This window comes from Ramlibacter aquaticus (assembly GCF_015159745.1).
Lineage (GTDB): Bacteria > Pseudomonadota > Gammaproteobacteria > Burkholderiales > Burkholderiaceae_C > Ramlibacter > Ramlibacter aquaticus.
In genome coordinates this window covers 16,016-41,811 of the sequence record NZ_JADDOJ010000034.1, presented here as the reverse complement: position 1 = coordinate 41,811, position 25,796 = coordinate 16,016, and the positions used below count along the sequence as shown (strand labels likewise).

The following is a 25,796-nucleotide window of genomic DNA, read 5'->3' as shown; positions in this document are numbered from 1 at the left end:
GGCCGGGGCGCCGGCGCCGGCCCGCGCGCCGGCCGCCACCGCCCCGGCCGTTGCCGGGCGCCGCAGCCCGGCCGGCCCGGGCCCGGCCGCCGAGGCCAAGGCAGCGCCGTCCAAGGCGGCCGGAACCGGGACCACCGTCACCGCCCGTGCAGGCGACACCGCCGGCAAGATCGCCGCGGCCGCCAAGCCCGAGGGTGTCTCGCTGGACCAGATGCTGGTGGCCATGCTGCGCGCCAACCCGGATGCCTTCGTGGGCGGCAACATCAACCGCCTGCGTGCGGGCGCCATCCTCGACATGCCGACGGCGGAACAAGCCGCCCAGGTCGACGCCGGCGACGCGCGCCGCACCCTGGTCGCGCAGAGCCGCGATTTCAACGAGTTCCGCCGCCGCCTCGCCGAGGCGGTGCCCACCACCGCCCGAAGTGCGGGCGGCGAACGCCAGTCCTCCGGCAAGATCACGGCCGAGGTCGAGGACAAGCGTCCTGCCGCCGCTGCGCCGGACAAGCTCACGCTCTCCAAGGGCGCTGCCAAGGGCAACGCCGCCGAGGACAAGATCGCCCGCGACCGCGCAGCCCGCGATGCGTCCGAGCGAGTGGCCGCGCTCAACCGCAATATTTCCGACCTGGCCAAGATCGGCCCCAGCGGCCCCGCCGGCGCGGCCAGCGCCGCCAAGGGCGTGGCCCTGCCGGTGGGCGCAGCCAGCGTGGCGAAGCCGGCCGTGACGGCGGCCGCCTCCGCGCCCGCCGCCGCCGCGCCCGCGGTGCAAGCCGCCTCGGTCACGGCACCTGTCGCGGCAGCGGCCTCCGCACCGGCCTCTGCAGCAACGCCCGCGGCAGCCACGGCCTCCGCCGACGCCTCGGCACCGGCCAGCGCCCTGGCCGCCTCCGCAGCGGCGCCCCAGGCTGCGGCCTCGGTGGCCAAGCCCCCTGCCCCGGCCGTGCGCAAGCCCGCGCCGCCGGCCCCCGAGCCCAGCCTGCTCGACGACCTGCTCGACAACCCCATGCTGCCCGCCGGCGCGGGCGGCCTGCTGGCCGTGCTGCTGGGCTTCGGTGCCTACAAGCTGCGCCAGCGCAAGAAGTCGGCCCAGGTCGACAGCTCCTTCCTGGAAAGCCGCCTGCAGCCCGATTCCTTCTTCGGCGCCAGCGGCGGCCAGCGCATAGACACCAACGAGACCGGTTCACCCACCGGCTCCTCCATGGTGTACTCGCCCAGCCAGCTCGACGCAGCCGGCGACGTGGACCCGGTGGCTGAAGCCGACGTCTACCTCGCCTACGGACGCGACCTGCAGGCCGAGGAGATCCTGAAGGAAGCCCTGCGCAGCAACCCGCAGCGCGTGGCGATCCACGCCAAGCTGCTGGAGATCTACGCCAAGCGGCGCGACGCGCGCTCCTTCGAGTCCCTGGCCGCCCAGGCCCACGCGCTCACGCAAGGCCAGGGCCCCGAGTGGGAGCACATCTGCGAACTCGGCCAGGACCTGGATCCGGCCAATGCGCTCTATCGCGGCGGCGTGCCCGCGGCGGCCGGCGTGGGCATGGCGGCGCTGGCGGCGGAGGCCCCCAGCATGGCCACCCAGGCGCTGCCCCGTTCCGAACTGCCGGGCGGCAGTGCGGCGCCCGCGCCCGACCTCGACCTGGACCTGGACTTCTCGCTCGACGACACGCCGGCCGTGGCCGCCGAGCCCGAGCGCACCCAGGCCCTGGTCGCGCAGGCCCCGGAAGCCGTGGCCCCGCTGGACATGGACTTCGGCAACACGCCCGTCCCCGAGCTGCCGCCGCTGACCCAGCCCATGGACATGCACACCGAGGCGGCTGCCCTGACGGCCACCCCGCCCGCCCCGCTGGAAGCGGCCCCGGCGCTGGACGCCAACGCGCTCAGCTTCGACCTCGACATGCCGCCCAGCGCGCCTGCCGCAGCAGCCCCGGCGGCCGCGGCCGCCGATGGCGGGATGATCGAGTTCGACCTGGGCGCACTCTCGCTGGACCTGCCCGGCAGCACGGCGTCCGCGCCGGCCTCGACGGCCGCGACCCAGCTGGCGTCCGAGGACGAGGGCCCGCACAGCATGGGCCTGTCCATGGGCGGTTTCGACGAGTCCACGGGCGATCCGCTGGCCACCAAGCTGGCGCTGGCCCAGGAGTTCAACGCCATCGGCGACCCCGACGGTGCCCGCAGCCTGGCCCAGGAGGTGATTGCCGAAGCCTCGGGCGAGCTCAAGAGCCGGGCCCAGAAGTTCCTGGCGGAGATCGGCTGATCCGCACGCTAGGATGCGGGCCATGAGAATGGCCCTGGGCATCAGCTACCTTGGCAGTGCCTACGACGGCTGGCAGAGCCAGCCGTCGGGCCGCACCGTGCAGGACCACCTCGAGGCCGCCCTCGCCCAGTTCGCGGCCCAGCCTGTCTCCACCGTCTGCGCCGGCCGCACGGATTCCGGCGTGCACGGCCTGATGCAGGTGGTGCACTTCGACACCCCGCTGGCCCGCGAGAATTTTTCCTGGGTGCGCGGCACCAACCGCTTCCTGCCGTCCGACATTGCCGTCGAGTGGGCGCAGCCCGTTCCCGAAGCCTTCCACTCGCGCGCCAGCGCCACCGGCCGCCGCTACGCCTACGTGGTGCTGGAGTCGCCGGTGCGGCCCAGCGTGGACGCCGGCCGCGTCGGCTGGGTGTTCCGCCCCCTGGACGGCGAGGCCATGCGCACGGCCGCGCAGCACCTGCTGGGCGAGCACGACTTCAGCTCCTTCCGGGCCAGCGAGTGCCAGGCGCGCAGCCCGGTGAAGACCCTGCGCCGCATCGAGGTCAGCCGCCGCGGCAGGTACTGGCGCTTCGATTTCGAGGCCGATGCCTTCCTGCACCACATGATCCGCAACCTCATGGGCTGCCTGCTGCAGGTGGGCCAGGGGCTGAAGCCGCCGGGCTGGATGGCGCAGGTGCTGTCCGCCCGCAGCCGTGACGCCGCGGCGCCCACGTTTTCGCCCGACGGGCTGTACTTCCTGGGGCCGGTCTACGAGGACCGCTGGGGCTTGCCCAGCCGGACCCCTGCGTATGATTGGCTGCCATGACCGCACCCCCGACCCGCTCCCGTATCAAGGTCTGCGGCCTCACGCGTGAGGCGGACCTGGACGCCGCCGCCGCGGCGGGCGTGGATGCCGTGGGCTTCGTGCTCTACGCGCCCAGCCCGCGCGCGGTGACGCCGGTCCGCGCGGCCGAGCTGGCCCGGCGCCTGCCCCCCTGGGTCACGCCCGTCCTGCTCTTCGTCGACGAGGATCCTGCGGCCGCCCGGGCCGCGCTAGAGGCCATCCCCGGGTCCATGGCCCAGTTCCATGGCGACGAGACGCCCCGTCAGTGCGCGGACTCAACCGACGGCGGCCGCATCCCCTTCCTCAAGGTGGCGCGCATCCCCCTGGCGGGGCCGGCCTTCGACTTGGTAAAATTCGCGGGGGATTACCCCATGGCTCGCGCCATCCTGCTCGACGCGCACGTCGAGGGATACGGCGGGAGCGGAAAAACCTTCGATTGGTCACGTCTTCCTCCAAGCGTCGCCGCTCACCTCGTCTTGTCTGGTGGGTTGACACCTGCAAATGTGGGCGATGGCATTCGCGCCTTGCGGCCGCGATGCCTGTCGCTGGCCGTTGACGTGAGTTCCGGGGTCGAGTCCGCCAAGGGCATCAAGGACCCCGGCAAGATCCATCGCTTCATCGCGGCCGTGCAGGCCGCCGATGGGCTCCAGAGGGCCTGAACCCATGATTTCGTACTCCCAGCCCGACGCCACGGGCCACTTCGGCATTTATGGCGGCAGCTTCGTCTCCGAAACGCTCACCCACGCCATCGGCGAGTTGCGCGATGCGTACGCGAAGTACCAGCACGACGAGGCTTTCCTGGCCGAGTTCCACTACGAGCTCAAGCACTTCGTCGGCCGCCCCTCCCCGATCTACCACGCGGCCCGCATGAGCCGCGAGGCGGGCGGCGCGCAGATCTACCTCAAGCGCGAGGACCTGAACCACACCGGCGCGCACAAGATCAACAATGTGATCGGGCAGGCCCTGTTGGCCCGCCGCATGGGCAAGCCGCGCGTGATCGCCGAGACCGGCGCCGGCCAGCACGGCGTGGCCACCGCCACCATCTGCGCCCGCTACGGCCTGGAGTGCGTGGTGTACATGGGCTCGGAGGACGTGAAGCGCCAGAGCCCCAACGTCTACCGGATGAACCTTCTGGGCGCGAAGGTGGTGCCGGTGGAATCGGGCAGCCGCACCCTCAAGGACGCGCTGAACGAGGCCATGCGCGACTGGGTCACCAACGTGGAGAACACCTTCTACATCATCGGCACGGTGGCCGGCCCGCACCCCTACCCCATGATGGTGCGCGACTTCCAGAGCGTGATCGGCAAGGAGTGCCTGGAGCAGATGCCCGAGATGACCGGCGGCCGCCAGCCCGACGTGGTGGTGGCCTGCGTAGGCGGCGGCAGCAACGCCATGGGCATCTTCCACCCGTACATCAACTACGAGGCGACGCGCCTCATCGGCGTGGAAGCGGCGGGCGAAGGCCTGGAGAGCGGCAAGCACTCGGCCTCGCTGCAGCGCGGCAGCCCGGGCGTGCTGCACGGCAACCGCACCTACATCCTGCAGGACGCGAACGGCCAGATCACCGAGACGCACAGCGTGAGCGCCGGCCTGGACTACCCCGGCGTGGGCCCCGAGCACGCCTGGCTCAAGGACAGCGGCCGTGCGGAGTACGTGGGCATCACCGACGGCGAGGCGCTTGAGGCCTTCCACTACCTGTGCCGCACCGAGGGCATCATCCCGGCGCTGGAGTCCAGCCACGCGATCGCCTATGCGATGAAGCTGGCCAGGACCATGAAGCCGGAGCAGACCATCCTGGTCAACCTCTCCGGGCGCGGCGACAAGGACATAGGCACCGTGGCCGACCTGTCCAAGGCCGACTTCTACTGCCGCCCCAGCTGCCGTGGCCAGAGCGTCAAGGGCGAAGTGCGCGTGGAGATGCCGCGATGAGCCGCATTGCCACCACCTTCTCCAAGCTGGCTGCGCAGAAGCGCAAGGCACTGATCCCCTACATCACCGCCGGCTTCCCCTACGCCGACCTCACGCCCGAGCTGATGCACGGCATGGTCGCCGCGGGCGCCGACGTGATTGAACTCGGCGTGCCCTTCTCCGACCCCATGGCCGACGGCCCCGTGATCCAGCGCGCCGGCGAGCGTGCGCTGGCCCTGGGCGTGGGCATGCGCGAGGTGCTGGGCATGGTTCGGCGCTTCCGCGAGACCGACAAGGACACGCCCGTGGTGCTCATGGGCTATGCCAACCCCGTCGAGCGCTACGACCTGCAGCACGGCGCCGACGCCTTCGTGCGCGACGCGGCCTCGGCCGGCGTGGACGGGCTGCTGATCGTGGACTACCCGCCCGAGGAGTGCGAGGCCTTCGCGGCCAAGCTCAAGGCGGCGGGCCTGGACCTGATCTTCCTGCTGGCGCCCACCAGCACACCGCAGCGCATGGCGCAGGTGGCCCGCGTGGCCAGCGGCTATGTGTACTACGTGTCGCTCAAGGGCGTGACGGGCGCCGGGCACCTGGACACCGGCGCGGTGGAAGCCATGCTGCCGCGCATCCGCGAGCACGTGAAGATCCCGGTGGGCGTGGGCTTCGGCATCCGCGACGCGGGGAGCGCTCGTGCGGTGGGCCGGGTGGCTGACGCGGTGGTGATCGGCACGCGCATCATCCAGATCGTGGAGGACCAGCCGCGCGACGGCGTGGTGCCCGCGGTGTCCGGCTTCCTGCGCGAGATCCGCGCGGCGCTGGACGCATAATCCCTCCCTGCTTTCGCCTGAGGACCCTCCGATGAGCTGGCTCGAAAAACTCCTGCCTCCCAAAATCCAGCAGACCGACCCGGCCGACCGGCGCCAGGTGCCCGAGGGCCTGTGGATCAAGTGCCCCAGCTGCGAGAACGTGCTCTACAAGACAGACCTGGAGCAGAACCAGAACGTCTGCCCCAGCTGCGGCCACCATCACCGCATCGGTGCGCGGGCGCGGCTGGACGGCTTCCTGGATGCCGAGGGCCGCTACGAGATCGGGCAGGAAGTGCTGCCGGTGGACCCGCTGAAGTTCAAGGACAGCCGCCGCTACCCCGAGCGCTTGAAGGAAGCCCTGGAGAACACCGGCGAGACCGACGCGCTGATCGTGATGGGCGGCGCGGTGCACAGCCTGCCGCTGGTGGCCGCGGCCTTCGAATTCGACTTCATGGGCGGCTCCATGGGCAGCGTGGTGGGCGAGCGCTTCGCCCGCGGCGTGGAGACGGCCGTGGAGCAGAAGGTGCCCTTCGTGTGCTTCACCGCCACCGGCGGCGCGCGCATGCAGGAGGGCCTGCTGTCGCTGATGCAAATGGCGAAGACCAACTCCGCACTGACGCGGCTGGCCAAGAAGGGCCTGCCCTACATCAGCGTGCTGACCGACCCGACCATGGGTGGCGTGAGCGCGGGCTTCGCCTTCATGGGCGACATCGTGATCGCCGAACCCAAGGCGCTGATCGGCTTCGCCGGCCCGCGCGTGATCGAGTCCACCGTGCGCGTGACGCTGCCGGAAGGCTTCCAGCGCGCCGAGTTCCTGCAGCAAAAGGGTGCGGTCGATTTCATCTGCGACCGCCGCGAACTGCGCAAGACGGTGGCACACGCGCTGGCGATGCTCCAGCGTCAGCCGGCGGACGCGGTCGAGTAAGCGCGTTTCTCCGCTGAGACCTGGCGCTTGCCGGCCTGGTTTGGCTGGCGTCGCGCTGCGCTCTTCGACCTCGCGCTCGCCCCGCTGGCCGGCCTGTGACGGGGGCTCATACTGCCGCGGTCCGCTGCGCGGACTCCGCTGGAATTTGCGGCCTGGGGCCGGCACGGCGCAACTCGCTACGCGCTGGCTGCGCCACCGCTTCGCTCAAACAGGCGCCGTGAGCATGAGACGACGCGCGGACCTGCGGACCGCGCTCCCGACCCCAGGCCGCAAATTCCAGCCGCGTCACAAATCGCCCCCGCCACAGGCCGGCCAGCGGGGCGAGAAGACCATCTGGGCGCGCCGCCGTGGAGCGTCCGCATCACCCGAGCATGAATTGACGCTGGCGCTCCACGGCTGCGCGCCCACATGTGCTGGGCCCACCCGGCCACGGCTGCCCTGTGCCGCGCCGTGTGGGGCGCCCGAGAAGCGCAGGGCCAGGCCCTTCGTCCTCTGACTTGCGGCGTCTGTCTGAGCGAAGCGGTCGCCGCAGGCGGGCGCGTAGCGAGTTACGCCGCGGGGCCTGGACCGAGCATCGCAGGGGAAGTCGGACACGAAGTGCCGACCGCCACAGTCGGCGCGGCACAGGGCTGCCGGGGCCGGGTGGGCCTGAGGTCACGCAGGCATGAAACCCGACGCGACAACTGCCCCGCAGCCCGGCGCATGCGGACACCACGGAGGATGTGCAAGAGACACAGCGCAGGGCGCACTCGAAGGCTCAAAGCCAAAGATGAGTTCACGCCGCCGCCGCATGGTTACAATCCCGGCACCAGGAGAGAGTTCCCCCCGAGGGAGCCGCCGAAGGCGCAGGCGCACAGCCGAACGCTCAGGCAAAAGGACTGGCAAGCGCCTCCATCGCGGGGCGTCCTCCCAGCTGGAGAGAGACCGGCGCCCTCGCGGCAGCCGGTCCACCGAAGGAGCAAACCCGTAACGGGTGAATCTCTCAGGTAAAGCGGACAGCCGGGGCCGTCCCATCGTGTGTACGATGGTTTCGCCCGCCCCCTGCCCGGAGAGCCGCTTGTCCGCCAGCCCCGAAGACAACCTCCAACGCACGCCACTGCACGGCCTGCACCTCGAACTCGGTGCCCGCATGGTGCCCTTCGCGGGGTATTCCATGCCCGTGCAGTACCCCACCGGCCTGATGGCCGAACACCGCCACACGCGCCAGGCCGCGGGCCTGTTCGACGTCTCGCACATGGGGCAGCTGCGCCTCGTGGGGCCCGACGCCGCCGCGGCGTTCGAGACCCTGGTGCCTGTGGACGTGCAGGGCCTCGCGCCCGGCAGGCAGCGCTACGGCCTGCTGCTCACGCCTGAGGGCACCATCATCGACGACCTGATGATGGTCAACCGCGGCGACGACCTCTTCGTCATCGTCAACGGCGCCTGCAAGGTGGGCGACATCGCCCACATCCAGAAGGCCATCGGCCGCCGCTGCCAGGTGGTCCCCATGCCCGAGCGCGCCCTGCTCGCCCTGCAAGGTCCCCAGGCCGTGGCCGCGCTCTCGCGCCTGGTGCCCGGCGTCACGGGCCTGGTGTTCATGACGGGCAGCGCATTCGACTGGCAGGGCGCGGACCTGTACATCACGCGCAGCGGCTACACCGGCGAGGACGGCTTCGAGATCTCGGTCCACGCCGACCACGCCGAAACCCTGGCCCGCGCGCTCCTGGTGCAGCCCGAAGTGCAGCCCATCGGCCTGGGCGCGCGCAATTCGCTGCGCCTGGAAGCCGGCCTGTGCCTGTACGGCAACGACGTAGACACCACCACCACGCCGGTCGAGGCGGGGCTGAACTGGGCGATGCAGAAGGTGCGGCGCACCGGCGGCGAGCGCGCCGGCGGCTTCCCCGGCGCGCAGCGCGTGCTGGGCCAGCTCGACGGCAGCCTGCCCGTGGAACGCAAGCTCGTCGGCCTGGTCGCACTGGAGCGCGTGCCCGTGCGCGAGCACACCGAACTGCAGCTGGGCGGCCAGCGCGTGGGCGAAGTCACCAGCGGCCTGCTGGCCCCCACCATCGACCGCCCCATCGCCATGGCTTTCGTGGCCAGCGCCCATGCCGCGCCGGGCAGCCGCGTGGACGCCATCGTGCGCGGCAAGCCCGTGCCCATGGAAGTCGTCAAGATGCCCTTCGTGCCGCACCGCTACTGGCGCGGCTGACCCCTTTCCCACCCACAGGAGAACACCCCATGACCGTGAAGTACACCCAGGAGCACGAGTGGATCCAGCTCGAGGACCACGAGGCCGCCGTCGTCGGCATCACGCTGCACGCGCAGGATGCCCTGGGCGACGTCGTCTTCGTCGACCTGCCCGAGGTGGGCCGCAGCTACACCCAGGGTGAGGTGGCCGGGGTGGTGGAATCGGTCAAGGCCGCGGCCGACGTGTACATGCCCATCGCGGGTGAAGTGACCGAGGTGAACGAGGAACTGCGCGCGGACCCCTCGCTGGCCAACAGCGACCCCATGGGCCGCGGCTGGTTCTTCAAGATCCTGATCAAGGACATGGCGCAATTCGACGTGCTCATGGACGAGCCCGACTACGCCAAGTTCAGCCAGAACAGCTGAGGACAAAGCGGCCCACCGGGCCACAGGGTTGCGGGCACGCCCGCGATGACGGAGAGAACCACACCATGCTGATGCAAGCCGCCCGCCCCCTTGGCGAGCTCGAGAACCCCACGGAATTCATCCCGCGCCACATCGGCATCTCCGAGGCCGACGAGGCCCGCATGCTGTCGGTGATCGGCGAGGCCTCGCGCCGCGCGCTGATCGAAGGCATCGTGCCGCGCTCCATCGCCCGCGCCAGCGAGATGAAGCTGCCGCCCGCGGTGGGGGAGGCCGCAGCGCTCGAGGAATTGCAGGCCATCGCCTCGCGCAACCGCGTGCTGCGCAGCTTCATCGGCCAGGGCTACCACGGCACCCACACGCCCAAGGTCATCCTGCGCAACATCCTGGAGAACCCGGCCTGGTACACCGCCTACACGCCCTACCAGGCCGAGATCAGCCAGGGCCGGATGGAAGCGCTGGTGAACTTCCAGACCCTGGTGTGCGACCTGACCGGCATGCCCATCGCGAACGCCTCCATGCTGGACGAGGCCACCGCCGCGGCCGAGGCCATGACGCTGGCCCGGCGCAGCGTGAAGGCCAAGGGCAACACCTTCATCGTCTCGGGCGAGTGCCACCCGCAGACCATCGAGGTGATCCACACCCGCGCCGCGCCGCTGGGCATCACGGTGAAGGTGATCCGCTCGTCCGAGGAGTGGATCGAGGCCATCCAGGGCGACGACTACTTCGCCGCCCTGAACCAGTACCCGGGCACCAGCGGCTGGCTGGCCGACTGGACCGAGTCCGCGAAGGCGATCCATGCGAAGCAGGCCGCCTTCATCCTGGCGGCCGACCTGCTGGCCCTGGTGCTGCTGAAGACCCCGGGCGAGATGGGCGCCGACATCGTGGTGGGCACCACGCAGCGCTTCGGCATGCCCATGGGCGCGGGCGGCCCGCACGCGGCCTACATGGCCTGCCGCGATGAGTACAAGCGCTCCATGCCCGGCCGGCTGGTGGGCGTGAGCGTGGACAGCCACGGCAACCCGGCCTACCGCCTCGCGCTGCAGACCCGCGAGCAGCACATCCGCCGCGAGAAGGCGACGTCCAACATCTGCACCGCGCAGGTCCTGCCTGCCGTGGTCGCCAGCATGTACGCGGTCTACCACGGGCCGCAGGGGCTGCGCCGCATCGCGCAGCGCGTGGCGGCCTATACCGCGGTGCTCGCCGCCGGCCTGGAACAGCTGGGCGTGAAGCGCCTGCACGACACCGCCTTCGACACCCTCACGCTGGACCTGGGCAGCGCCGAGGCGGCGGACGCGGTGCACCTGCGCGCGCAGGCCGCGGGCATGAACCTGCGCCGCATGCACTGGGCGAACGGCCGCTGCGTCGGCATCAGCCTGGACGAGACCAGCACCCGCGCCGACATCGAGGCGCTGTGGCGCGTGTTCGCGGCCGAAGGCCAGGCCCTGCCCGGCTTCGAGCGCTTCGAGAAAGGCATCGAGCCCCGCATCCCCGCCGAGCTGCGCCGCAGCAGCGAGTTCCTCACGCACCCGGTGTTCAACAGCCACCACTCCGAGACCGGCATGCTGCGCTACATCCGCGCGCTGTCCGACAAGGACCTGGCGCTGGACCGCAGCATGATCCCGCTGGGCAGCTGCACCATGAAGCTGAACGCCACCAGCGAGATGATCCCCATCACCTGGCCCGGGTTCGCCGACGTGCACCCCTTCGCGCCGCCCGAGCAGCTGGCCGGCTACGCCGAGCTGGACCGCCAGCTGCGCGCCTGGCTGTGCGAAGCCACCGGCTATGCGGGCGTGAGCCTGCAGCCCAATGCGGGCTCGCAGGGCGAGTACGCCGGCCTGCTGGCGATCAAGGCCTGGCACGAGAGCCGGGGCGAGGGCCACCGCAAGGTCTGCCTGATCCCCTCCTCCGCGCACGGCACCAACCCCGCCAGCGCCCAGATGGTGGGCATGCAGGTGGTGGTGACGGCCTGCGACGAGATGGGCAACGTGGACCTGGCCGACCTGGAAGCCAAGTGCCAGGCCCATTCGGACAAGCTCGCCGCCGTGATGATCACCTACCCCAGCACGCACGGCGTGTTCGAGACCCAGGTGAAGGCGCTGTGCGAGATCGTGCACCGCCACGGCGGCCGGGTGTACGTGGACGGCGCCAACATGAACGCGCTGGTGGGCGTGGCGGCGCCGGGTGAATTCGGCGGCGACGTCAGCCACCTGAACCTGCACAAGACCTTCTGCATCCCGCACGGCGGCGGCGGCCCCGGCGTCGGGCCGGTGTGCGTGGTGGAGGACCTGGTGCCTTTCCTGCCCGGCCATGCCACGGGCGGCAGGACCGGGCACGCGGTGGGCGCCGTCTCGGCGGCCCCCCTGGGCAACGCCGCGGTGCTGCCGATCAGCTGGATGTACTGCCGCATGATGGGCGCCGAAGGGCTGCGCCAGGCCACCGAGGTGGCCATCCTTTCGGCCAACTACATCAGCGCCCGCCTGCGCGACCATTACCCCACGCTGTACGCCAGCGGCAACGGCCACGTGGCGCACGAGTGCATCCTGGACCTGCGCCCGCTCAAGGAGACCAGCGGCGTGACGGCCGAGGACGTGGCCAAGCGCCTGATCGACTACGGCTTCCACGCGCCCACGCTCAGCTTCCCGGTGGCGGGCACGCTGATGGTCGAGCCGACCGAAAGCGAGACGCTGGAGGAGATCGACCGCTTCATCGCCGCCATGATCGCCATCCGCGAGGAGATCCGGCGCGTGGAGCGCGGCGAGTGGCCGCAGGACGACAACCCGCTCAAGCACGCGCCGCACACGGCGGCCTCGCTGATGACGGATGGGTGGTCGCATGCCTACCCGCGCGAAGCCGGCGCGGCGGTGCTGGACGAGCGCCGCCACGCCAAGTACTGGCCGCCCGTGGGCCGGGTGGACAACGTCTACGGCGATCGCAACCTGTTCTGCAGCTGCGTGCCGGTCTCGGCCTACGCCTGAGCGTCGCCGCCGTCCAGGGCCAGGGGCAGCCGGACGGTGAAGCAGGCGCCGCGGCCTTCGCCGGCGCTGTCGGCGCGAATGCTGCCGCCGTGCATCTGCACCAGGGTGCGGGCGATGGCCAGGCCCAGGCCCAGCCCCTGGCCCTGGGCAGCGAAGCCCTGGCGCCAGGGCTCGAACACCTGGGCGAGCAGCGGCGCCGGGATGCCGGGGCCGTTGTCGCAGACGCGGATCACGGCATGGGGCCCCTCGTGGCCCACCGCCACCACCACCTCGCCGTTCTCGGGCGTGAACTTCAGCGCGTTCTGCAGCAGGTTGGCGACCACCTGCTGCAGCCGCGTGGCGTCGCCCAGCACCGGGCCCACGCCCACGTCGAAGCGGCTGCGCAGGGCGATGTGGCGTGAGGCGGCGTCGGGGCGGGCCGCATCCACCGCCGCATCCACCACGTCGCGGGGATGCACGCGCTGGCGGTCCAGGCGCAGGTTGCCCGAGCTCACGCGCCCCATGTCCAGCAGGTCCTCGATCAGGCGGGCCTGCACCTGGGCGGCCTGCTCGATGACTTCCAGCCCACGCTCGAAATCCTGCTCGTTGGCGCAGTCGCGCAGCAGGTGGGCCCAGCCCACGATCGCGCCCAGGGGCGCGCGCAGTTCGTGCGCCACCACCGCCAGCAGTTCGTCGCGCGCAGCCAGGGCCGCGCGCAGGGCGTGGGCCTCGTCGCCGGTGGCGTCGGGCAGCGCCTCGTAGGTCTCGCCCATGCGGCTCATGGCATGCTCCTGTGGGCCGGCCGAGGTGCGGCACCCGCACCGGTCCTGCCGGGCCGTCGTTGCCGATTGTGTCCAGCCGCAACAGGTTGCGGCTGTAGGACGGCGCGCCAAGGCACGTCATCCCCCGGCGCTTCCACGAAGCGGGCCGGCAGCGTCAGCCGGCGTGGCGGGCGCTCAGGCCCAGGTGCTCAGGCCGCTTCGGCGGCGGCCTGCTGCAGGGCCTGCTGGAACAGCTCGGGCGGCTGGCCGCCCTGCACCAGGTACTTGTCGTTCAGGATGACGGAGGGCACGGCCGAGATGCCGAGCTGCTGGAAACGACGCTCGCGGGCCTTGACCTCGCCGGCAAACTCCTCACCCGCCAGGATCTCGCCCGCACGCGCGGTGTCCAGGCCGGCCTGTTCCACCGCCGCCAGCAGCACCGCCTTGTCTTCCGTGCTGCGGCCCTCGCCGTGGTAGGCCTGCAGCAGGGCCTTCTTCAGCGCCAGCTGCTGCGCCGCGCCCTGCTCGCCGGCCCAGTACAGCAGGCGGTGCGCGTTGAAGGTGTTCCAGATGCGGTCGCGACCCTGCGGGCTGAAGGCGAAGCCCACGGCCTCGCCACGCTCGCGGATCATGCGCTGCGCCTCGCGCACCTGGTCGGGCGTGCGGCCGTACTTGCGGCCGATGCACGTCCTCGCCGCCGGGCGGCATGTCCGGGTTGAGCTCGAAGGGCTCGAAGTGCAGCTGCACCTCCACCTCGCCCTGCACCTGGGCCAGGGCACGCTCGAACGAGGCCAGCCCGATGGCGCACCAGGGGCAGGCGATGTCGGAGACGAAATCGACTTTGACGGTCTTGGTCATCCGCGCTTTATACCCTTGCGGCGCCGCCTCAGTTGCCCACCGACCCGGTGACCGGGAGCACGATGCCGTTGATGTAGCCCGCGCACACCGGCGAGGCCAGGAAGACGTAGGCGGGGGAAAGCTCTTCCGGCTGCGCGGGGCGCTTGAAGTCGGTGTCCTGGCCGAACTTCTCCACCTGGGCGGCCGGGCTGTCCGCCGGGTTCAGCGGCGTCCACACCGGGCCGGGCGCGACCGCGTTGACGCGTATGCCCTTGTCCAGCAAGCTGCTGGCCAGCGACATCGTGAACGCATGGATCGCGCCCTTGGTGGAGGAATAGTCCAGCAGGCGCGCGCTGCCCTCCAGCCCGGTCACCGAGCCGGTGTTGATGATGGACGCCCCGGCCTTCATGTGCGGCACCGCGGCGCGCGCCATGTAGAAGTAGCCGAAGATGTTGGTGCGGAAGGTCTCCTCCAGCCGCTCGTCGGTGACATCCTCGATGGACTGGGCGTGCTCCTGGAAGGCCGCGTTGTTGACCAGGATGTCCAGCTTGCCGAAGGCTTCCACCGTGCGTTGCACCGCGTCTTTGCAGAAGCCCGAGTCGCGGACGTCGCCCGCGATCAGCAGGCAACGCTGGCCCTCGCCTTCGACCCAGCGCTGCGTTTCCTGCGCGTCCTCGTGCGATTCCAGGTAGACGATGGCGACGTCGGCGCCCTCGCGTGCGAACAGCACCGCGACGGCACGGCCTATGCCGGAGTCGCCGCCGGTGATGATCGCCGTCATGCCCTCGAGCTTGCGGCTGCCCAGATAGCCGGGCGCCTCGAAGCGCGGCGCGAGTTCGAGTTCGGATTCATGACCCGGCTTGGCCACGTGCTGGGCCGGCATGCGGGTGGGCTGCTGGCGCGCACCGGCCTGCGGTGGGGCGCCCTCCGCGCCGGGCTTCTGGCCGGCCTGGCCGGCGTCCTTGCGGTCCTGCTCGCGCTGGATCTCGCGCTGGCGCTCGCCGGTGGCCGAGCCGCCGCCAGTCTCCGGGCCGCGCGACGGGGCCTTCGCGGAGGGTTTCTCATCCATAAGGTGCTCCTGAAAAGGGGCACTATGGGCGCGCCGCCGGCCCTGGCGTGTCGGAGGGCGGCGCGTGGCGGCCTCAGTGCCGCGCCGGCGGATGCCGCTCCAGCCAGCGGCGCACCTCGGCCACTTCATGGCCAGCGTGGTGCACGGCGTCGCGCAGTTCGGCCATGTCGAGGTCGAACACGCGGCACCAGAAGGCCACGTCGGTCTGCCGGGTCAGGTCGATCAGAGAGGATTGCGGAATCATGTCGGGCTGCTCCATGCGGCATCTCCTTGTGTGCCAGGTCAGACCCGAGCCCGGGCGCCGCAGTTCCCGTGGTCGCGCAGCGCGCCTGCTCAGCCGGCCGCGGCCGCGCTGCCGGCGATCGCGGCCATGGGCGCGCGCACGTCCGCGTTCTGCGCACGGTGGCGCAGCACATGCTCGATGAGCACCAGGGCCAGCATGGCCTCGGCAATGGGCGTCGCACGAATGCCCACGCAGGGGTCGTGGCGGCCCTTGGTCACGACCTCGGTGCTTCGCCCCTGCATGTCCACGCTCTCGCGCGGCGTGAGGATGGAACTGGTGGGCTTGATCGCGATGGACACCTCGATGTCCTGGCCGGTGCTGATGCCGCCCAGCACGCCGCCGGCGTTGTTGCTGCGAAATCCCTGCGGGCTGAGCGAATCGCCGTGCGTGGACCCGCGTTGCGCGACGCTGGCGAAGCCGGCGCCGATCTCCACGCCCTTCACCGCATTGATGCCCATCATGGCCCAGGCGATGTCCGCGTCCAGCTTGTCGAACAGCGGCTCGCCCAGGCCCACCGGCACGTTCTGCGCGGTGACGCGGATGCGCGCGCCGCAGGAGTCGCCGGCCTTGCGCAGCGAGTCCATGTAGGCCTCCAGGTGCGCGGTGTCGGCCACCGGCGCGAAGAAGGGGTTGTGCGCGACGTGGTCCCAGGATTCGAAGGGGATGCTCACCTCGCCCACCTGCTGCATGCAGCCGCGCAGCACGGTGCCGTACGCCTGGGCCAGCCATTTCTTGGCCACCGCGCCGGCCGCGACCATGGGTGCCGTCAGCCGGGCCGAGGAGCGGCCGCCGCCGCGCGGGTCGCGCAGGCCGTACTTCTGCAGGTAGGTGTAGTCGGCGTGGCCGGGCCTGAAGGTCTGCAGGATGTCGCCGTAGTCCTTGCTGCGCTGGTCGGTGTTGCGGATCAGCAGGGCGATGGGCGTGCCCGTGGTGCGGCCCTCGTACACGCCGGACAGGATCTCGACCTGGTCGGGCTCCTGGCGCTGCGTGACGTGGCGGCTGGTGCCGGGGCGGCGGCGGTCCAGGTCGGGCTGGATGTCGGCCTCGGACAGCGCCATGCCGGGCGGGCAGCCGTCGATCACGCAGCCGATCGCCGGCCCGTGGGACTCGCCGAAATTGGTGACCGCGAACAGGGTGCCGAAGGTGTTGCCGCTCATGGGGTGGATTATCCCAGAGGGCCGGCCGGCACCCCGGCCTGCCCTACAGCGTGGGCTGGACCTCGTCGCCGGCCGAAGGCCAGTCGCGGATGTAGGCCTTGAGCATGCGGTTCTCGAAGTTCTGGCTGTCCACCACGGTCTTGGCGACGTCGTAGAAGCTGATCACGCCCATGAGCATGCGCCTGTCCATCACCGGCATGTAACGCGCATGGCGCTCCAGCATCATGCGGCGCACCTCGTCGAGCTCGGTCTCGGAGGTGCAGGTCAGCGGGTGGTCGTCCATCGCGGTGCGGATCACGGTGTTGCCGACGGCGCCGCCGTTCTTGACGATCTGCACGATCACTTCGCGGAAGGTGAGCATGCCCACCAGGTCGCCGTGCTCCATCACGACCAGCGAGCCGATGTCCTTCTCGGCCATGATCTCGATCGCGCGCGAGAGCGGCTCCTCGGGCTGGACGGTGTAGAGCGTGTTGCCCTTGACGCGAAGGATGTCGCTGACTTTCATGGTGTCTCCTCGGAAGCTCACGGCTCCCCTTGCGGCCAATATAGCCCACAATCCGGGGCAGTTCCATAGAGGACCCTTCCCGAGGAGACAGCCCGCAATGCCCGGATATTCAGACCCCGGCTTCGACACCCTGGCGCTGCACGCCGGCGCCGCGCCCGACCCCGCCACCGGCGCCCGCGCCGTTCCCATCCACCTGACGACCTCCTTCGTCTTCGAGTCAAGCGACCACGCGGCCGCGCTGTTCAACCTGGAGCGTTCCGGGCACGTCTATTCGCGCATCAGCAACCCGACCACCGCGGTGCTGGAGCAGCGCGTGGCCGCGCTCGAGGGCGGCATAGGCGCCATCGCCACCGCCAGCGGCCAGGCCGCGCTGCACCTGTCCATCGCGACGCTGATGGGCGCGGGCTCGCACATCGTCGCCAGCACGGCGCTGTACGGCGGCTCGCAGAATCTGCTGCACTACACGCTGCGGCGCTTCGGCATCGAGACGACCTTCGTCAAGCCGGGCGACATCGAGGGCTGGCGCGCCGCGATACGGCCCGAGACCAAGCTGCTGTTCGGCGAGACCGTGGGCAACCCCGGCCTGGACGTGCTGGACATCCCCACCGTCTCCGCCATCGCGCACGAGGCCGGCCTGCCCCTGCTGGTGGACAGCACCTTCACGCCGCCCTGGCTGATGCAGCCGCTCTCGCTGGGCGCCAACCTGGTGTACCACTCGGCCACCAAGTTCCTCTCCGGCCACGGCACCGTGATCGGCGGCATCGTGGTCGACGGCGGCAGCTTCGACTGGGAGGCCTCGGGCCGCTTCGCCGAGCTGACACAGCCCTACGATGGCTTCCACAACATGGTGTTCAGCGAAGAGTCCACGGTGGGCGCCTTCCTGCTGCGCGCGCGGCGCGAGGGCCTGCGCGACTTCGGCGCCTGCATGAGCCCGCACACCGCATGGCTGATCCTGCAGGGCATCGAGACGCTGCCGCTGCGCATGGAGCGGCACATGGCCAACACGCGCAAGGTGGTGGAGTTCCTGGCCGCGCACCCGTTCGTGCAACAGGTGCGCCATCCCATGCTGCCCTCGCACCCCAGCCACGAACTGGCGAAAAAGCTGCTGCCGCGCGGCGCGGGTTCGGTGTTCTCCTTCGACATCAAGGGCCACCGCGAGCAGGGCAAGCGCTTCATCGAGACCCTGAAGGTGTTCAGCCACCTGGCCAACGTGGGCGATTGCCGCTCGCTGGTGATCCACCCGGCCAGCACCACCCACTTCCGCATGAGCGACGAGGCCCTGGCGGGCGCGGGCATCGGCCCGGGCACCATCCGCCTGTCCATCGGCCTGGAGGACGCGGACGACCTGATCGACGACCTGCAGCGCGCGCTCAAGGCGGCCGAGAAAGCGAGCTGAGCATGGAACTCACCGTCAACGGCCACCGGGCCTACTGCTACACGGGCGGCAAGGCCTTCGATCCGGCCAAGCCCACGGTGGTCTTCATCCACGGCGTGCTGAACGACCACAGCGTCTGGATCCTGCAGAGCCGCTACCTCGCCAACCACGGCTGGAACGTGCTGGCGGTGGACCTGCCCGGCCACTGCCGCAGCGGCGGCGAGCCGCCGTCCAGCGTCGAGGAGGCGGCGGACTTCATCGCCGCCCTGCTGGACGCGGCGGGGCTGCAGCGCGCGGCGCTGGTCGGCCATAGCTGGGGCTCGCTGATCGCGCTGGAGGCCGCGGCGCGGCTGCAGGCGCGCATCACGCACCTGGTGCTGGTGGGCACGGCCTACCCGATGAAGGTCTCGGCCGCCCTGCTGGAGGCTTCGCTGCACCAGCCCGAGAAGGCGCTTCGCATGATCAACGTGTTCTCACGCAGCACGCTGGCGCCGCCACCCTCGGCGCTGGGGCCGGGCACCTGGGTCTACGGCGCCAGCCTGGCGCTGGGCCGCCGCGTGCTGGCGAGCAACCCGAGGGTCAACCTCTTCCACCGCGGTTTCAAGGCCTGCGACAGCTACGCCCACGGGGAAGAGGCCATGGCCGCCGTGCGCTGCCCGGTGCTCTTCCTGCTGGGCGACACGGACCAGATGACGCCGCCCAAGGCGGCGCAATCGCTGATCGCCCGGGCCCGGGCTTCGGGCACGCGTGTCGAGGTCGCGCACGTGCCCGTGGGCCACCACCAGATGACCGAGTCGCCGGACCCCACGCTGTTCACCCTACGCGACTTCCTCGCCAAGGGCTGAAGGCTGGCGGCCGCGTTACAGCGCGTCCGCCAGCCGCAGCCTGTCCAGCGGCCCCGCGCTCCACAGCGGGGCCGTGCCCTCGGAGCGCTCCAGCAGCAGGCGTGCCGCCAGCGGCGCGAGCGGCGTCGCGGCGGGCTCGGCCAGCAGCACGTAGCGGGTGTGCTCCTCGTCCTGCGCCTCGTTCAGGCGGCCGGCCCAGTCCAGGTCCACCAGCGTCTCCAGCACCGGCTCCAGCTGCAGCGGGTCCACGCGCAGCCGCCGCGCCAGCCCCTGCATGGTGAGGCCACGCGCTTCGCCGCCGCGCGCGTCGCGCAGCGCCCGCAGCACCTCCAGCGCCAGCTGGAAGTGCCAGCCCGGCACGCGGCCGCGGCGGTGCGTGCCTTCGACGATGCTGGGCAGGTAGGCCGCGACCACGGCGCCGAACAGCACGATCAGCCAGGCGATGTAGATCCACAGCAGCAGGATGGGCAGGGTCGCGAAGGCGCCATACACCGCCGAATAGGTGGGCACCTTGGACAGGTAGAAGGCCAGCACCCGGCGGGCCACCTCGAAGCCCACCGCGGCGAACAGCCCGCCCGCCCAGGCGTGCTCGCGCCGCACCGCCGTGTTGGGCACCCAGCGGTAGAGCGCCATCATGCCGGCGGCCAGCAGACCGAATTCGATCAGGTCGAACAGCAGCTGAAGGCCGCCCGGCACGGCCCGGAACAGGCCCTTGGACGCCGTCAGCACCCACAGCGTGAGGCTGAGCGAGGCGCCCAGGAACAGCGGGCCCAGCGTCATCACGGCCCAGTACACCAGCACGCGCTGGCCCAGCGGGCGTGGCGTGCGCACCCGCCAGATGCCGTTGAGCGTGCGGTCGATGGTGAGCACCAGGGCCAGCGCGGTGACGAACAGCACGGCCACGCCCACCGCCCCCAGGCGGCTGGCCTTGCCGGCGAACTGGGTCAGGTAGCCCAGCACCTGGCGGGCGATCGAATCCGGCACCAGGCTCTGCACCAGCCAGGCCTGCAGGGCGTTCTGCATCTGGCTGAACATGGGGAAGGCGGTGAACACCGCCAGCGCCACGGTGAAGAAGGGCACCAGCGCCATGGTGGTGGTGAAGGTCAGGCTGCTGGCCGTCAGGCCCAGCCTGTCCTCGCGGAAACGCTCGAGCAGCGTCAGCGCGGTGGCCTTCCAGGGAAAGCGGCGAAGGCGGCCGGCGAGCTCGGGCAGGTTCATCGGCCGCTATGATGCCACCGGCATGGACGAGGACCACCGCATCACAACCGGTCCCGGCGCGTGGGTCGAGGCCTCGCGCTGGGTCGCCGTCGGCAGCCTGCTCGGGCTGATCGCCCTGGGCCTGGCCTGGGAGCTCTGGCTCGCCCCGCTGCGCCCGGGCGGCTCCATGCTGGCCCTGAAGGTGCTGCCCCAGTGCGTCCCGCTGGCCGGCCTGCTGCGCCGGCGCATGTACACCTACCGCTGGGTGAGCCTGCTGGTGTGGATCTATTTCATCGAGGGCGTGGTGCGCGCCACCAGCGACCCGGGCGCCGGCCGGCCCCTGGCGGCCCTGGAAGTGCTGCTGTGCCTGCTGCTCTTTGCCGCCTGCGCCGTGCACGTGCGCGTGCGGCTCGCGAAAGCCCGGCCATGAGTGAACTGATCGCGAAGCTGCGCGCCGCGCTGGGCGACGCCCAGGTGTTGACCGAGGGCGACCTGGGCGCCTGGGAGCAGGACTGGCGGCGCCGCAGCCGTGGCAAGGCCCTGGCCGTGGTGCGGCCCGGCTCCACGGCCGAGGTCGCGGCCGTGGTGCGCCTGTGCGCGGCGGCAGGCACCGCCATCGTCCCCCAGGGCGGCAACACCGGCCTGGTGGTGGGCGGCATCCCCGACGCGTCGGGCACGCAGGTGCTGCTCAGCCTGGGCCGCATGAACCGGGTGCGCGCCATCGACCCGGCCAACCTCACGATCACGGCCGAGGCGGGCTGCGTGCTGCAGTCGGTGCAGCAGGCGGCGCAGGCGGCCGGCTTCCTGTTCCCGCTCAGCCTGGGGTCCGAGGGCAGCTGCACCCTGGGCGGCAACCTGGGCACCAACGCCGGCGGCACCCAGGTGCTGCGCTACGGCAATGCGCGCGAGCTGTGCCTGGGGCTGGAGGTGGTTACGCCCCAGGGCGAGGTGTGGGACGGCCTCAGCGGCCTGCGCAAGGACAACACGGGCTACGACCTGCGCGACCTGTTCGTGGGCAGCGAGGGCACGCTGGGCGTGATCACCGCCGCCACCATGAAGCTGTTCCCGCAGCCGGCGGCCAGCCTCACCGCCTGGGCGGCCGTGCCGGACATGGAGTCCGCGGTGGCGCTGCTGGGCCTGGCGCACCGCGGGCTGGGCGCCAGCCTCACGGGCTTCGAGGTGATGGGCCGCTTCTCGCTCTCGCTGGTGCGCAAGCACTTCCCGCAGCTGCGCGTGCCCTTCGCCGACAGCTCGCCTTTCGGCGTGCTGCTGGAGTGCTCGGACCACGAGTCCGAGGCCCACGCCCGGGCGCAGTTCGAGCGCCTGCTGGAGCGCGCCCTGGAGGACGGCTGCGCCACCGATGCGGTGGTCGCCGAGAGCCTGGCGCAGGCGGCCGAGCTCTGGCACGTGCGCGAAAGCATCACGCTGGCCCAGGCCCAGGAAGGCCTGAACATCAAGCATGACATCTCGATCCCGGTGTCCAGCATCCCGGCCTTCTGCCGCAGCGCCGAGGAGCGGCTGCTGCGGGCCATTCCCGGGGTGCGGCTGGTGAATTTCGGCCACCTGGGCGACGGCAACCTGCACTTCAACGTGCAGGCGCCCGCTGGCGCCGACGGCCCGGCCTTCCTGCGCGAGTGGGAGGACCCGGTGAACACCCTGGTCTACGACACGGTGCAGGAGTTCGGCGGCTCCATCTCCGCCGAACACGGCGTGGGGTCGCTGAAGGTGGACAAGCTGCCGCATCACAAGAGCCCGGTGGCCCTGGGCCTGATGCGGGCGATCAAGCAGGCGCTGGACCCCCAGGGGCTGATGAACCCGGGCCGGGTGCTTCACCCCTGAAGCCTTGCGCCACCCCGGCCGCAAGGGGGCCCGCCCGGAGGTGGCGCCGCGGCAAAACGGGATAATCGCGGCATGACCGCCGCGCCCCGCCCCGTACGCTCGCAATACGAGGATTTCATGCGCCATGTGTACCAGCATGGCACCCCCAAGACCGACCGCACCGGCACCGGCACGCGCAGCGTGTTCGGCTACCAGATGCGTTTCGACCTGGCCGAGGGCTTCCCCCTGGTGACCACCAAGAAGGTTCACCTGAAGTCCATCATCCAGGAGCTGCTGTGGTTCCTGAAGGGCTCGTCGGACAACAACTGGCTGCGCGAGCGCGGCGTCACCATCTGGGACGAATGGGCGCGCGAGGACGGCGACCTGGGCCCGGTGTACGGCGTGCAGTGGCGCAGCTGGCCCACGCCCGACGGCGGCCACGTCGACCAGATCGCCGAGGCCGTCAAGACGATCAAGACCAACCCGGATTCGCGCCGCATCATCGTCAGCGCCTGGAACGTGGCCGACATCCCGAAGATGGCTCTGGCGCCCTGCCACGCCTTCTTCCAGTTCTACGTGGCCGACGGCAAGCTGTCCTGCCAGCTCTACCAGCGCAGCGCCGACATCTTCCTGGGCGTGCCCTTCAACATCGCGAGCTACGCGCTGCTCACGCACATGATGGCGCAGCAGTGCGACCTGCAGGTGGGCGACTTCATCTGGACCGGCGGCGACTGCCACATCTACAGCAACCACCACGAGCAGGTGCAGACGCAGCTGGCGCGCGCGCCCCACCCCTACCCCGTGCTGCACATCAAGCGCCGGCCCGACTCCATCTTCGACTACGAGTACGAGGATTTCGAGGTGCTGGAGTACCAGCACCACCCGGCCATCAAGGCCCCGGTCGCGGTCTGAGCGCATGGAACTGGCACTGATCTACATCCGCGCCCGCAACGGCACGATCGGCCAGGGCGGCACCATGCCCTGGCACCTGCCGGAAGACCTGGCCCACTTCCGCCAGATGACCACCGGCAAGCCGGTGATCATGGGCCGCAAGACATGGGACTCCCTGCCGCCGCGCTTCCGGCCCCTGCCGGGGCGGCGCAACATCGTGGTCACCCGGCAGGCCGCCTGGCAGGCCGAAGGCGCCGAGGCCGTGGGCTCACTGGAATCCGCGATCGCGCTGTGCCAGGGCGAGCCCCTGGCCTGGGTGATCGGCGGCGCGCAGCTGTACCACAGCGCCCTGCCGCTGGCGCAGCGCGCCGAAGTGACCGAGCTCGACGCCGATTTCGAGGGCGACACCTTCATGCCTGCGCTGGATGCGTCCTGGCACGAAGTCGCACGCAGCCGTCACGTCTCCACCACCGGCCTGGCCTACAGTTTCGTCACCTACACCCGAGAACACAGAGGAGCCTGACATGTCCGAAGGCGGATTCCACGTGCATGGCCCGCACGACCATGCGATCGAACACGCGACCGAGCACGCGGCCGAGGGCCACCACGGCGTGGGGGGCGGCAGCCTGACCAACCAGGTCGCGATGTTCACCGCGGTCATCGCCACGGTGGGCGCGATCTTCTCGTACATGGCCGGGGCCACCCAGGCCAACGCGGGCCTCTACAAGAACAACGCCGCGATCAAGAAGACCGAAGCCTCCAACCAGTGGAACTTCTACCAGTCCAAGAGCAGCAAGCAGAACATGTCGGAGCTCGCGCTGGCGCTGGTGAGCGAAGACAGGAAGCCGGGCTACGCCAAGGAGGTGGAGCGCTACAAGGGCGAGAAGGCCGAGATCAAGCTCGCCGCCGACAAGCTGGAGGCCGAGGCCACCGAGTGGGACCACCAGAGCGAGGCGCAGATGCACCAGCACCACCGCTGGGCCCAGGCCACCACGGTGCTGCAGGTCTCGATCGCCCTGGCCGCCATCGCCCTGCTGACCAAGAAGAGGTGGCTGGAGATGGGCATGTTCGGCATGGGCGTGCTGGGCGTGGGCATCGGCATCGCCGCGGCGCTGCACCTGTGAGCGCCCGCCGATGAAGATCGCCACCTGGAACGTCAATTCGCTCACCGCCCGCCTGCCCCACGTGCTGCAGTGGACGGCCGCCAACCCGGTCGACCTGCTGTGCCTGCAGGAGCTCAAGCTCACGGACGACAAGTTCCCCCACGACGCGCTGCGCGAGGCCGGCTACGCCCACTGCGCCGCCTTCGGCCAGAAGACCTACAACGGCGTGGCCATCCTCAGCCGGCATCCACTGCAGGAGGTCGTGAAGAACATCGAGGGCTTCGAGGACGAGCACGCGCGCGTCATCGCCGCCACGGTGGACACCGCCCATGGCCCGGTGCGCGTGATGAACGGCTACTTCGTCAACGGCCAGGAGCCGGGCTCTGAAAAGTTCGCCTACAAGATGGCCTGGTTGACCGGCCTGCGCGCCTTCGTGCAGGCGCAGATGGCGCGCCATGAGCGCCTGGTGCTGCTGGGCGACTTCAATATCGCCCCCGAGGACCGCGACTCCTTCGACCCCGAGGGCCTGCGCGAGACCATCCACCACACGACCGAAGAACGCGAGCACTTCCGCGCCCTGCTGGCGCTGGGCCTGGTCGACAGCTTCCGCATGTTCGAGCAGCCGGAGAAGAGCTTCAGCTGGTGGGACTACCGCATGCTGGGCTACCAAAAGAACCGCGGCCTGCGCATCGACCACATCCTGGTGAGCGAGGGGCTCAAGCCCCACGTCAAGGCCTGCGCGGTCGACCGCACGCCCAGGAAGTGGGAAAAGCCGAGTGACCACGCGCCGGTGATTTTGGACATCGCCAGGGGCGCTTGACCTGCCGAGAGAGGAAGCTTCAGCCAAGCCGCATTAGCCCAGCCGCGCTGAAGCGCGCTTTCACCCAGAGCCTCGGCACAGGCTAGGCGCGCATGTCTCCCGCGCACCTTGAAGGCCGTGACACGATACGCCGCAGTCGGCTTCTCAGGCGTAAGAGGCCCCGCCTGTGTCGGAGGAAAGCGGCTGGCCGATCCGTGCAGACACGCGCCTGGAGAAACTGGACTGCCACGGAGCCCGCCCAGGCTCTTGGCGTAACGAACGTTCGTGGGCGGACGATGCCAGATTCTTCAGCTCCGGGTGTTTCTTGCTGTTCACGCGCTTCATGGTTCACCTCATGGAAAGGGATGGGGAAAGAAAGAGCGAGGGTCACAGTCAGCGACCATCGCACGGGGCTCTCTTCCGTAGCCGAAAGAGATCGGGACCAGGGAAGGCACGATGGCCTTCACCACGGTAAGCGCCACGCGGCCGATGCGATGCGGCTCTGGCGCGGCGTCATGTTCGCCCAGGCCGGCAACGGTACTCGCATGCACGAAGGACCACTCAGCGCTTGGTAATGCGGTGCGTCGATTGCCTGATGCGCGCGATTGATCAACGCGATCAGCAAGTCCTCCCGCCCAATTCATAAGCGCCTCAATCGACGCTTCCTGAGTTGCGGGCGAAGCGTCTCCCCAAATGCGTGAATTTCCAGCAGGAAGGCAACTCGCGCCTGCGCCGTCGGTTGCTCACGATCGGGAAAGCTCGAGCCGAACTAGAAGCGCCGGGTGCTGCAGGTGATCGACGCGTTCATCGAGCGCGGGTAAGTCAAGCGCAAAGACTAAGGTCGCGCGCACGCGGCCGGCGAGCCGCGCAGCAAGCGCTGAACGAACGAAGGGCCGCTCC

At 70.5% G+C, this 25,796-nt stretch carries 23 protein-coding genes, 1 pseudogene and 2 riboswitches; of the genes and pseudogenes, 17 read left to right on the top strand and 7 right to left on the bottom strand.

All coding sequences use genetic code 11. The annotated features are described in order from the left end of the window. The 9 genes from IM725_RS10205 to gcvP form a co-directional block, all read left to right on the top strand. A partial coding sequence (locus IM725_RS10205) for a FimV/HubP family polar landmark protein (RefSeq protein WP_193780480.1) occupies positions 1 to 2,248 on the top strand: 2,248 nt, incomplete at its 5' end. A gap of 22 nt (positions 2,249 to 2,270) precedes the next feature. Then, positions 2,271 to 3,053 (top strand): tRNA pseudouridine(38-40) synthase TruA, encoded by a 783-nt coding sequence (gene truA, locus IM725_RS10200; RefSeq protein WP_193780479.1) that lies wholly within the window; start codon positions 2,271 to 2,273, stop codon positions 3,051 to 3,053. Then, entirely contained in the window at positions 3,050 to 3,730 is a 681-nt protein-coding gene (locus IM725_RS10195; protein WP_193780478.1) for a phosphoribosylanthranilate isomerase, read from the top strand. Before truA ends, IM725_RS10195 begins: the two co-directional genes overlap by 4 nt. 4 nt (positions 3,731 to 3,734) lie before the next feature. Next, entirely contained in the window at positions 3,735 to 5,000 is a 1,266-nt protein-coding gene (gene trpB / locus IM725_RS10190; protein WP_193780477.1) for a tryptophan synthase subunit beta, read from the top strand. Next, positions 4,997 to 5,806 (top strand): tryptophan synthase subunit alpha, encoded by an 810-nt coding sequence (gene trpA / locus IM725_RS10185; protein ID WP_193780476.1) that lies wholly within the window; start codon positions 4,997 to 4,999, stop codon positions 5,804 to 5,806. Before trpB ends, trpA begins: the two co-directional genes overlap by 4 nt. A 31-nt stretch (positions 5,807 to 5,837) precedes the next feature. Beyond that, positions 5,838 to 6,710 carry an acetyl-CoA carboxylase, carboxyltransferase subunit beta gene (accD, locus tag IM725_RS10180; protein WP_193780475.1) on the top strand — a complete coding sequence of 291 codons (873 nt, stop codon included), beginning with the start codon at positions 5,838 to 5,840 and terminating at the stop codon, positions 6,708 to 6,710. Between the two features lie 808 nt (positions 6,711 to 7,518). Next, a riboswitch (glycine riboswitch) is annotated at positions 7,519 to 7,592 on the top strand. A 21-nt stretch (positions 7,593 to 7,613) separates the two neighbouring features. Beyond that, positions 7,614 to 7,719: riboswitch (glycine riboswitch) on the top strand. A 15-nt stretch (positions 7,720 to 7,734) separates the two neighbouring features. Next, positions 7,735 to 8,898: a glycine cleavage system aminomethyltransferase GcvT gene (gene gcvT, locus IM725_RS10175; protein WP_193780474.1), complete on the top strand. Its 1,164-nt coding sequence runs from the start codon at positions 7,735 to 7,737 to the stop codon at positions 8,896 to 8,898. Positions 8,899 to 8,927: 29 nt separating this feature from the next. Next, positions 8,928 to 9,302, top strand: coding sequence for a glycine cleavage system protein GcvH (gcvH, locus tag IM725_RS10170; RefSeq protein ID WP_193780473.1), 375 nt, complete (start codon positions 8,928 to 8,930; stop codon positions 9,300 to 9,302). Between the two features lie 65 nt (positions 9,303 to 9,367). Then, entirely contained in the window at positions 9,368 to 12,277 is a 2,910-nt protein-coding gene (gene gcvP, locus IM725_RS10165) for an aminomethyl-transferring glycine dehydrogenase (protein WP_193780472.1), read from the top strand. On the opposite strand, the gene IM725_RS10160 is transcribed toward gcvP, so the two are convergent. The 6 genes and pseudogenes from IM725_RS10160 to IM725_RS10135 all read right to left on the bottom strand — a co-directional run bounded on the left by IM725_RS10160 (position 12,268) and on the right by IM725_RS10135 (position 16,868). Next, complete coding sequence (locus tag IM725_RS10160) at positions 12,268 to 13,038, bottom strand: sensor histidine kinase (RefSeq protein WP_193780471.1); 771 nt, start codon at positions 13,036 to 13,038, stop codon at positions 12,268 to 12,270. The genes gcvP and IM725_RS10160 overlap by 10 nt on opposite strands. Before the next feature lie 188 nt (positions 13,039 to 13,226). Further along, a pseudogene (locus tag IM725_RS10155) lies at positions 13,227 to 13,875 on the bottom strand (DsbA family oxidoreductase). 28 nt (positions 13,876 to 13,903) lie between these two features. Beyond that, on the bottom strand, positions 13,904 to 14,923 hold the full coding sequence (locus IM725_RS10150; protein WP_193780470.1) for an SDR family oxidoreductase: 1,020 nt from the start codon (positions 14,921 to 14,923) through the stop codon (positions 13,904 to 13,906). Positions 14,924 to 14,996: 73 nt separating this feature from the next. Continuing rightward, positions 14,997 to 15,182, bottom strand: a complete 186-nt coding sequence (locus IM725_RS10145) for a DUF3606 domain-containing protein (RefSeq protein ID WP_193780469.1) — start codon at positions 15,180 to 15,182, stop codon at positions 14,997 to 14,999. 74 nt (positions 15,183 to 15,256) lie between these two features. Continuing rightward, positions 15,257 to 16,363, bottom strand: a complete 1,107-nt coding sequence (gene aroC / locus IM725_RS10140) for a chorismate synthase (RefSeq protein WP_193780468.1) — start codon at positions 16,361 to 16,363, stop codon at positions 15,257 to 15,259. A 43-nt stretch (positions 16,364 to 16,406) separates the two neighbouring features. Further along, a complete protein-coding gene (locus IM725_RS10135) occupies positions 16,407 to 16,868 on the bottom strand; it encodes a CBS domain-containing protein (protein WP_193780467.1) in 462 nt (153 codons plus the stop codon). A 97-nt stretch (positions 16,869 to 16,965) separates the two neighbouring features. On the opposite strand from IM725_RS10135, the gene IM725_RS10130 reads away from it, so the two are divergent. Together IM725_RS10130 and IM725_RS10125 are read left to right on the top strand one after the other, a co-directional pair. Beyond that, positions 16,966 to 18,264, top strand: a complete 1,299-nt coding sequence (locus IM725_RS10130) for an O-acetylhomoserine aminocarboxypropyltransferase (RefSeq protein ID WP_193780466.1) — start codon at positions 16,966 to 16,968, stop codon at positions 18,262 to 18,264. Between the two features lie 2 nt (positions 18,265 to 18,266). After that, the gene (locus tag IM725_RS10125; RefSeq protein ID WP_193780465.1) at positions 18,267 to 19,088 is read left to right on the top strand and encodes an alpha/beta fold hydrolase; all 822 of its coding nucleotides are present in this window, start codon (positions 18,267 to 18,269) and stop codon (positions 19,086 to 19,088) included. 15 nt (positions 19,089 to 19,103) lie between these two features. Here the strand turns inward: IM725_RS10125 and IM725_RS10120 are convergent, their stop codons facing one another. After that, on the bottom strand, positions 19,104 to 20,306 hold the full coding sequence (locus IM725_RS10120; RefSeq protein ID WP_193780464.1) for a YihY family inner membrane protein: 1,203 nt from the start codon (positions 20,304 to 20,306) through the stop codon (positions 19,104 to 19,106). A gap of 22 nt (positions 20,307 to 20,328) precedes the next feature. Here IM725_RS10120 and IM725_RS10115 point away from each other — a divergent pair, with 22 nt between their 5' ends. From IM725_RS10115 to xth, 6 genes are all read left to right on the top strand, one after another. After that, the gene (locus IM725_RS10115; RefSeq protein ID WP_193780463.1) at positions 20,329 to 20,715 is read left to right on the top strand and encodes a DUF2069 domain-containing protein; all 387 of its coding nucleotides are present in this window, start codon (positions 20,329 to 20,331) and stop codon (positions 20,713 to 20,715) included. Further along, positions 20,712 to 22,124, top strand: a complete 1,413-nt coding sequence (locus IM725_RS10110) for an FAD-binding oxidoreductase (RefSeq protein WP_193780462.1) — start codon at positions 20,712 to 20,714, stop codon at positions 22,122 to 22,124. Before IM725_RS10115 ends, IM725_RS10110 begins: the two co-directional genes overlap by 4 nt. Before the next feature lie 72 nt (positions 22,125 to 22,196). After that, positions 22,197 to 23,015: a thymidylate synthase gene (locus tag IM725_RS10105; RefSeq protein ID WP_193780461.1), complete on the top strand. Its 819-nt coding sequence runs from the start codon at positions 22,197 to 22,199 to the stop codon at positions 23,013 to 23,015. A 4-nt stretch (positions 23,016 to 23,019) separates the two neighbouring features. Next, positions 23,020 to 23,517, top strand: coding sequence for a dihydrofolate reductase (locus tag IM725_RS10100; protein ID WP_193780460.1), 498 nt, complete (start codon positions 23,020 to 23,022; stop codon positions 23,515 to 23,517). Position 23,518: 1 nt separating this feature from the next. Then, positions 23,519 to 24,118 (top strand): DUF4337 domain-containing protein, encoded by a 600-nt coding sequence (locus tag IM725_RS10095; protein WP_193780459.1) that lies wholly within the window; start codon positions 23,519 to 23,521, stop codon positions 24,116 to 24,118. Positions 24,119 to 24,128: 10 nt separating this feature from the next. Continuing rightward, entirely contained in the window at positions 24,129 to 24,917 is a 789-nt protein-coding gene (gene xth / locus IM725_RS10090) for an exodeoxyribonuclease III (RefSeq protein WP_193780458.1), read from the top strand. The last annotated feature ends 879 nt before the right edge of the window (positions 24,918 to 25,796 follow it).

Bases quoted from the DNA above. Each gene is read 5' to 3' on its own strand.
- truA (WP_193780479.1), top strand. From the start codon at position 2,271: ATGAGAATGGCCCTGGGCATCAGCTACCTTGGCAGTGCCTACGACGGC.
- IM725_RS10195 (WP_193780478.1), top strand. From the start codon at position 3,050: ATGACCGCACCCCCGACCCGCTCCCGTATCAAGGTCTGCGGCCTCACG.
- trpB (WP_193780477.1), top strand. From the start codon at position 3,735: ATGATTTCGTACTCCCAGCCCGACGCCACGGGCCACTTCGGCATTTAT.
- trpA (WP_193780476.1), top strand. From the start codon at position 4,997: ATGAGCCGCATTGCCACCACCTTCTCCAAGCTGGCTGCGCAGAAGCGC.
- accD (WP_193780475.1), top strand. From the start codon at position 5,838: ATGAGCTGGCTCGAAAAACTCCTGCCTCCCAAAATCCAGCAGACCGAC.
- gcvT (WP_193780474.1), top strand. From the start codon at position 7,735: ATGGTTTCGCCCGCCCCCTGCCCGGAGAGCCGCTTGTCCGCCAGCCCC.
- gcvH (WP_193780473.1), top strand. From the start codon at position 8,928: ATGACCGTGAAGTACACCCAGGAGCACGAGTGGATCCAGCTCGAGGAC.
- gcvP (WP_193780472.1), top strand. From the start codon at position 9,368: ATGCTGATGCAAGCCGCCCGCCCCCTTGGCGAGCTCGAGAACCCCACG.
- IM725_RS10160 (WP_193780471.1), bottom strand. From the start codon at position 13,038: ATGAGCCGCATGGGCGAGACCTACGAGGCGCTGCCCGACGCCACCGGC.
- IM725_RS10150 (WP_193780470.1), bottom strand. From the start codon at position 14,923: ATGGATGAGAAACCCTCCGCGAAGGCCCCGTCGCGCGGCCCGGAGACT.
- IM725_RS10145 (WP_193780469.1), bottom strand. From the start codon at position 15,182: ATGGAGCAGCCCGACATGATTCCGCAATCCTCTCTGATCGACCTGACC.
- aroC (WP_193780468.1), bottom strand. From the start codon at position 16,363: ATGAGCGGCAACACCTTCGGCACCCTGTTCGCGGTCACCAATTTCGGC.
- IM725_RS10135 (WP_193780467.1), bottom strand. From the start codon at position 16,868: ATGAAAGTCAGCGACATCCTTCGCGTCAAGGGCAACACGCTCTACACC.
- IM725_RS10130 (WP_193780466.1), top strand. From the start codon at position 16,966: ATGCCCGGATATTCAGACCCCGGCTTCGACACCCTGGCGCTGCACGCC.
- IM725_RS10125 (WP_193780465.1), top strand. From the start codon at position 18,267: ATGGAACTCACCGTCAACGGCCACCGGGCCTACTGCTACACGGGCGGC.
- IM725_RS10120 (WP_193780464.1), bottom strand. From the start codon at position 20,306: ATGAACCTGCCCGAGCTCGCCGGCCGCCTTCGCCGCTTTCCCTGGAAG.
- IM725_RS10115 (WP_193780463.1), top strand. From the start codon at position 20,329: ATGGACGAGGACCACCGCATCACAACCGGTCCCGGCGCGTGGGTCGAG.
- IM725_RS10110 (WP_193780462.1), top strand. From the start codon at position 20,712: ATGAGTGAACTGATCGCGAAGCTGCGCGCCGCGCTGGGCGACGCCCAG.
- IM725_RS10105 (WP_193780461.1), top strand. From the start codon at position 22,197: ATGACCGCCGCGCCCCGCCCCGTACGCTCGCAATACGAGGATTTCATG.
- IM725_RS10100 (WP_193780460.1), top strand. From the start codon at position 23,020: ATGGAACTGGCACTGATCTACATCCGCGCCCGCAACGGCACGATCGGC.
- IM725_RS10095 (WP_193780459.1), top strand. From the start codon at position 23,519: ATGTCCGAAGGCGGATTCCACGTGCATGGCCCGCACGACCATGCGATC.
- xth (WP_193780458.1), top strand. From the start codon at position 24,129: ATGAAGATCGCCACCTGGAACGTCAATTCGCTCACCGCCCGCCTGCCC.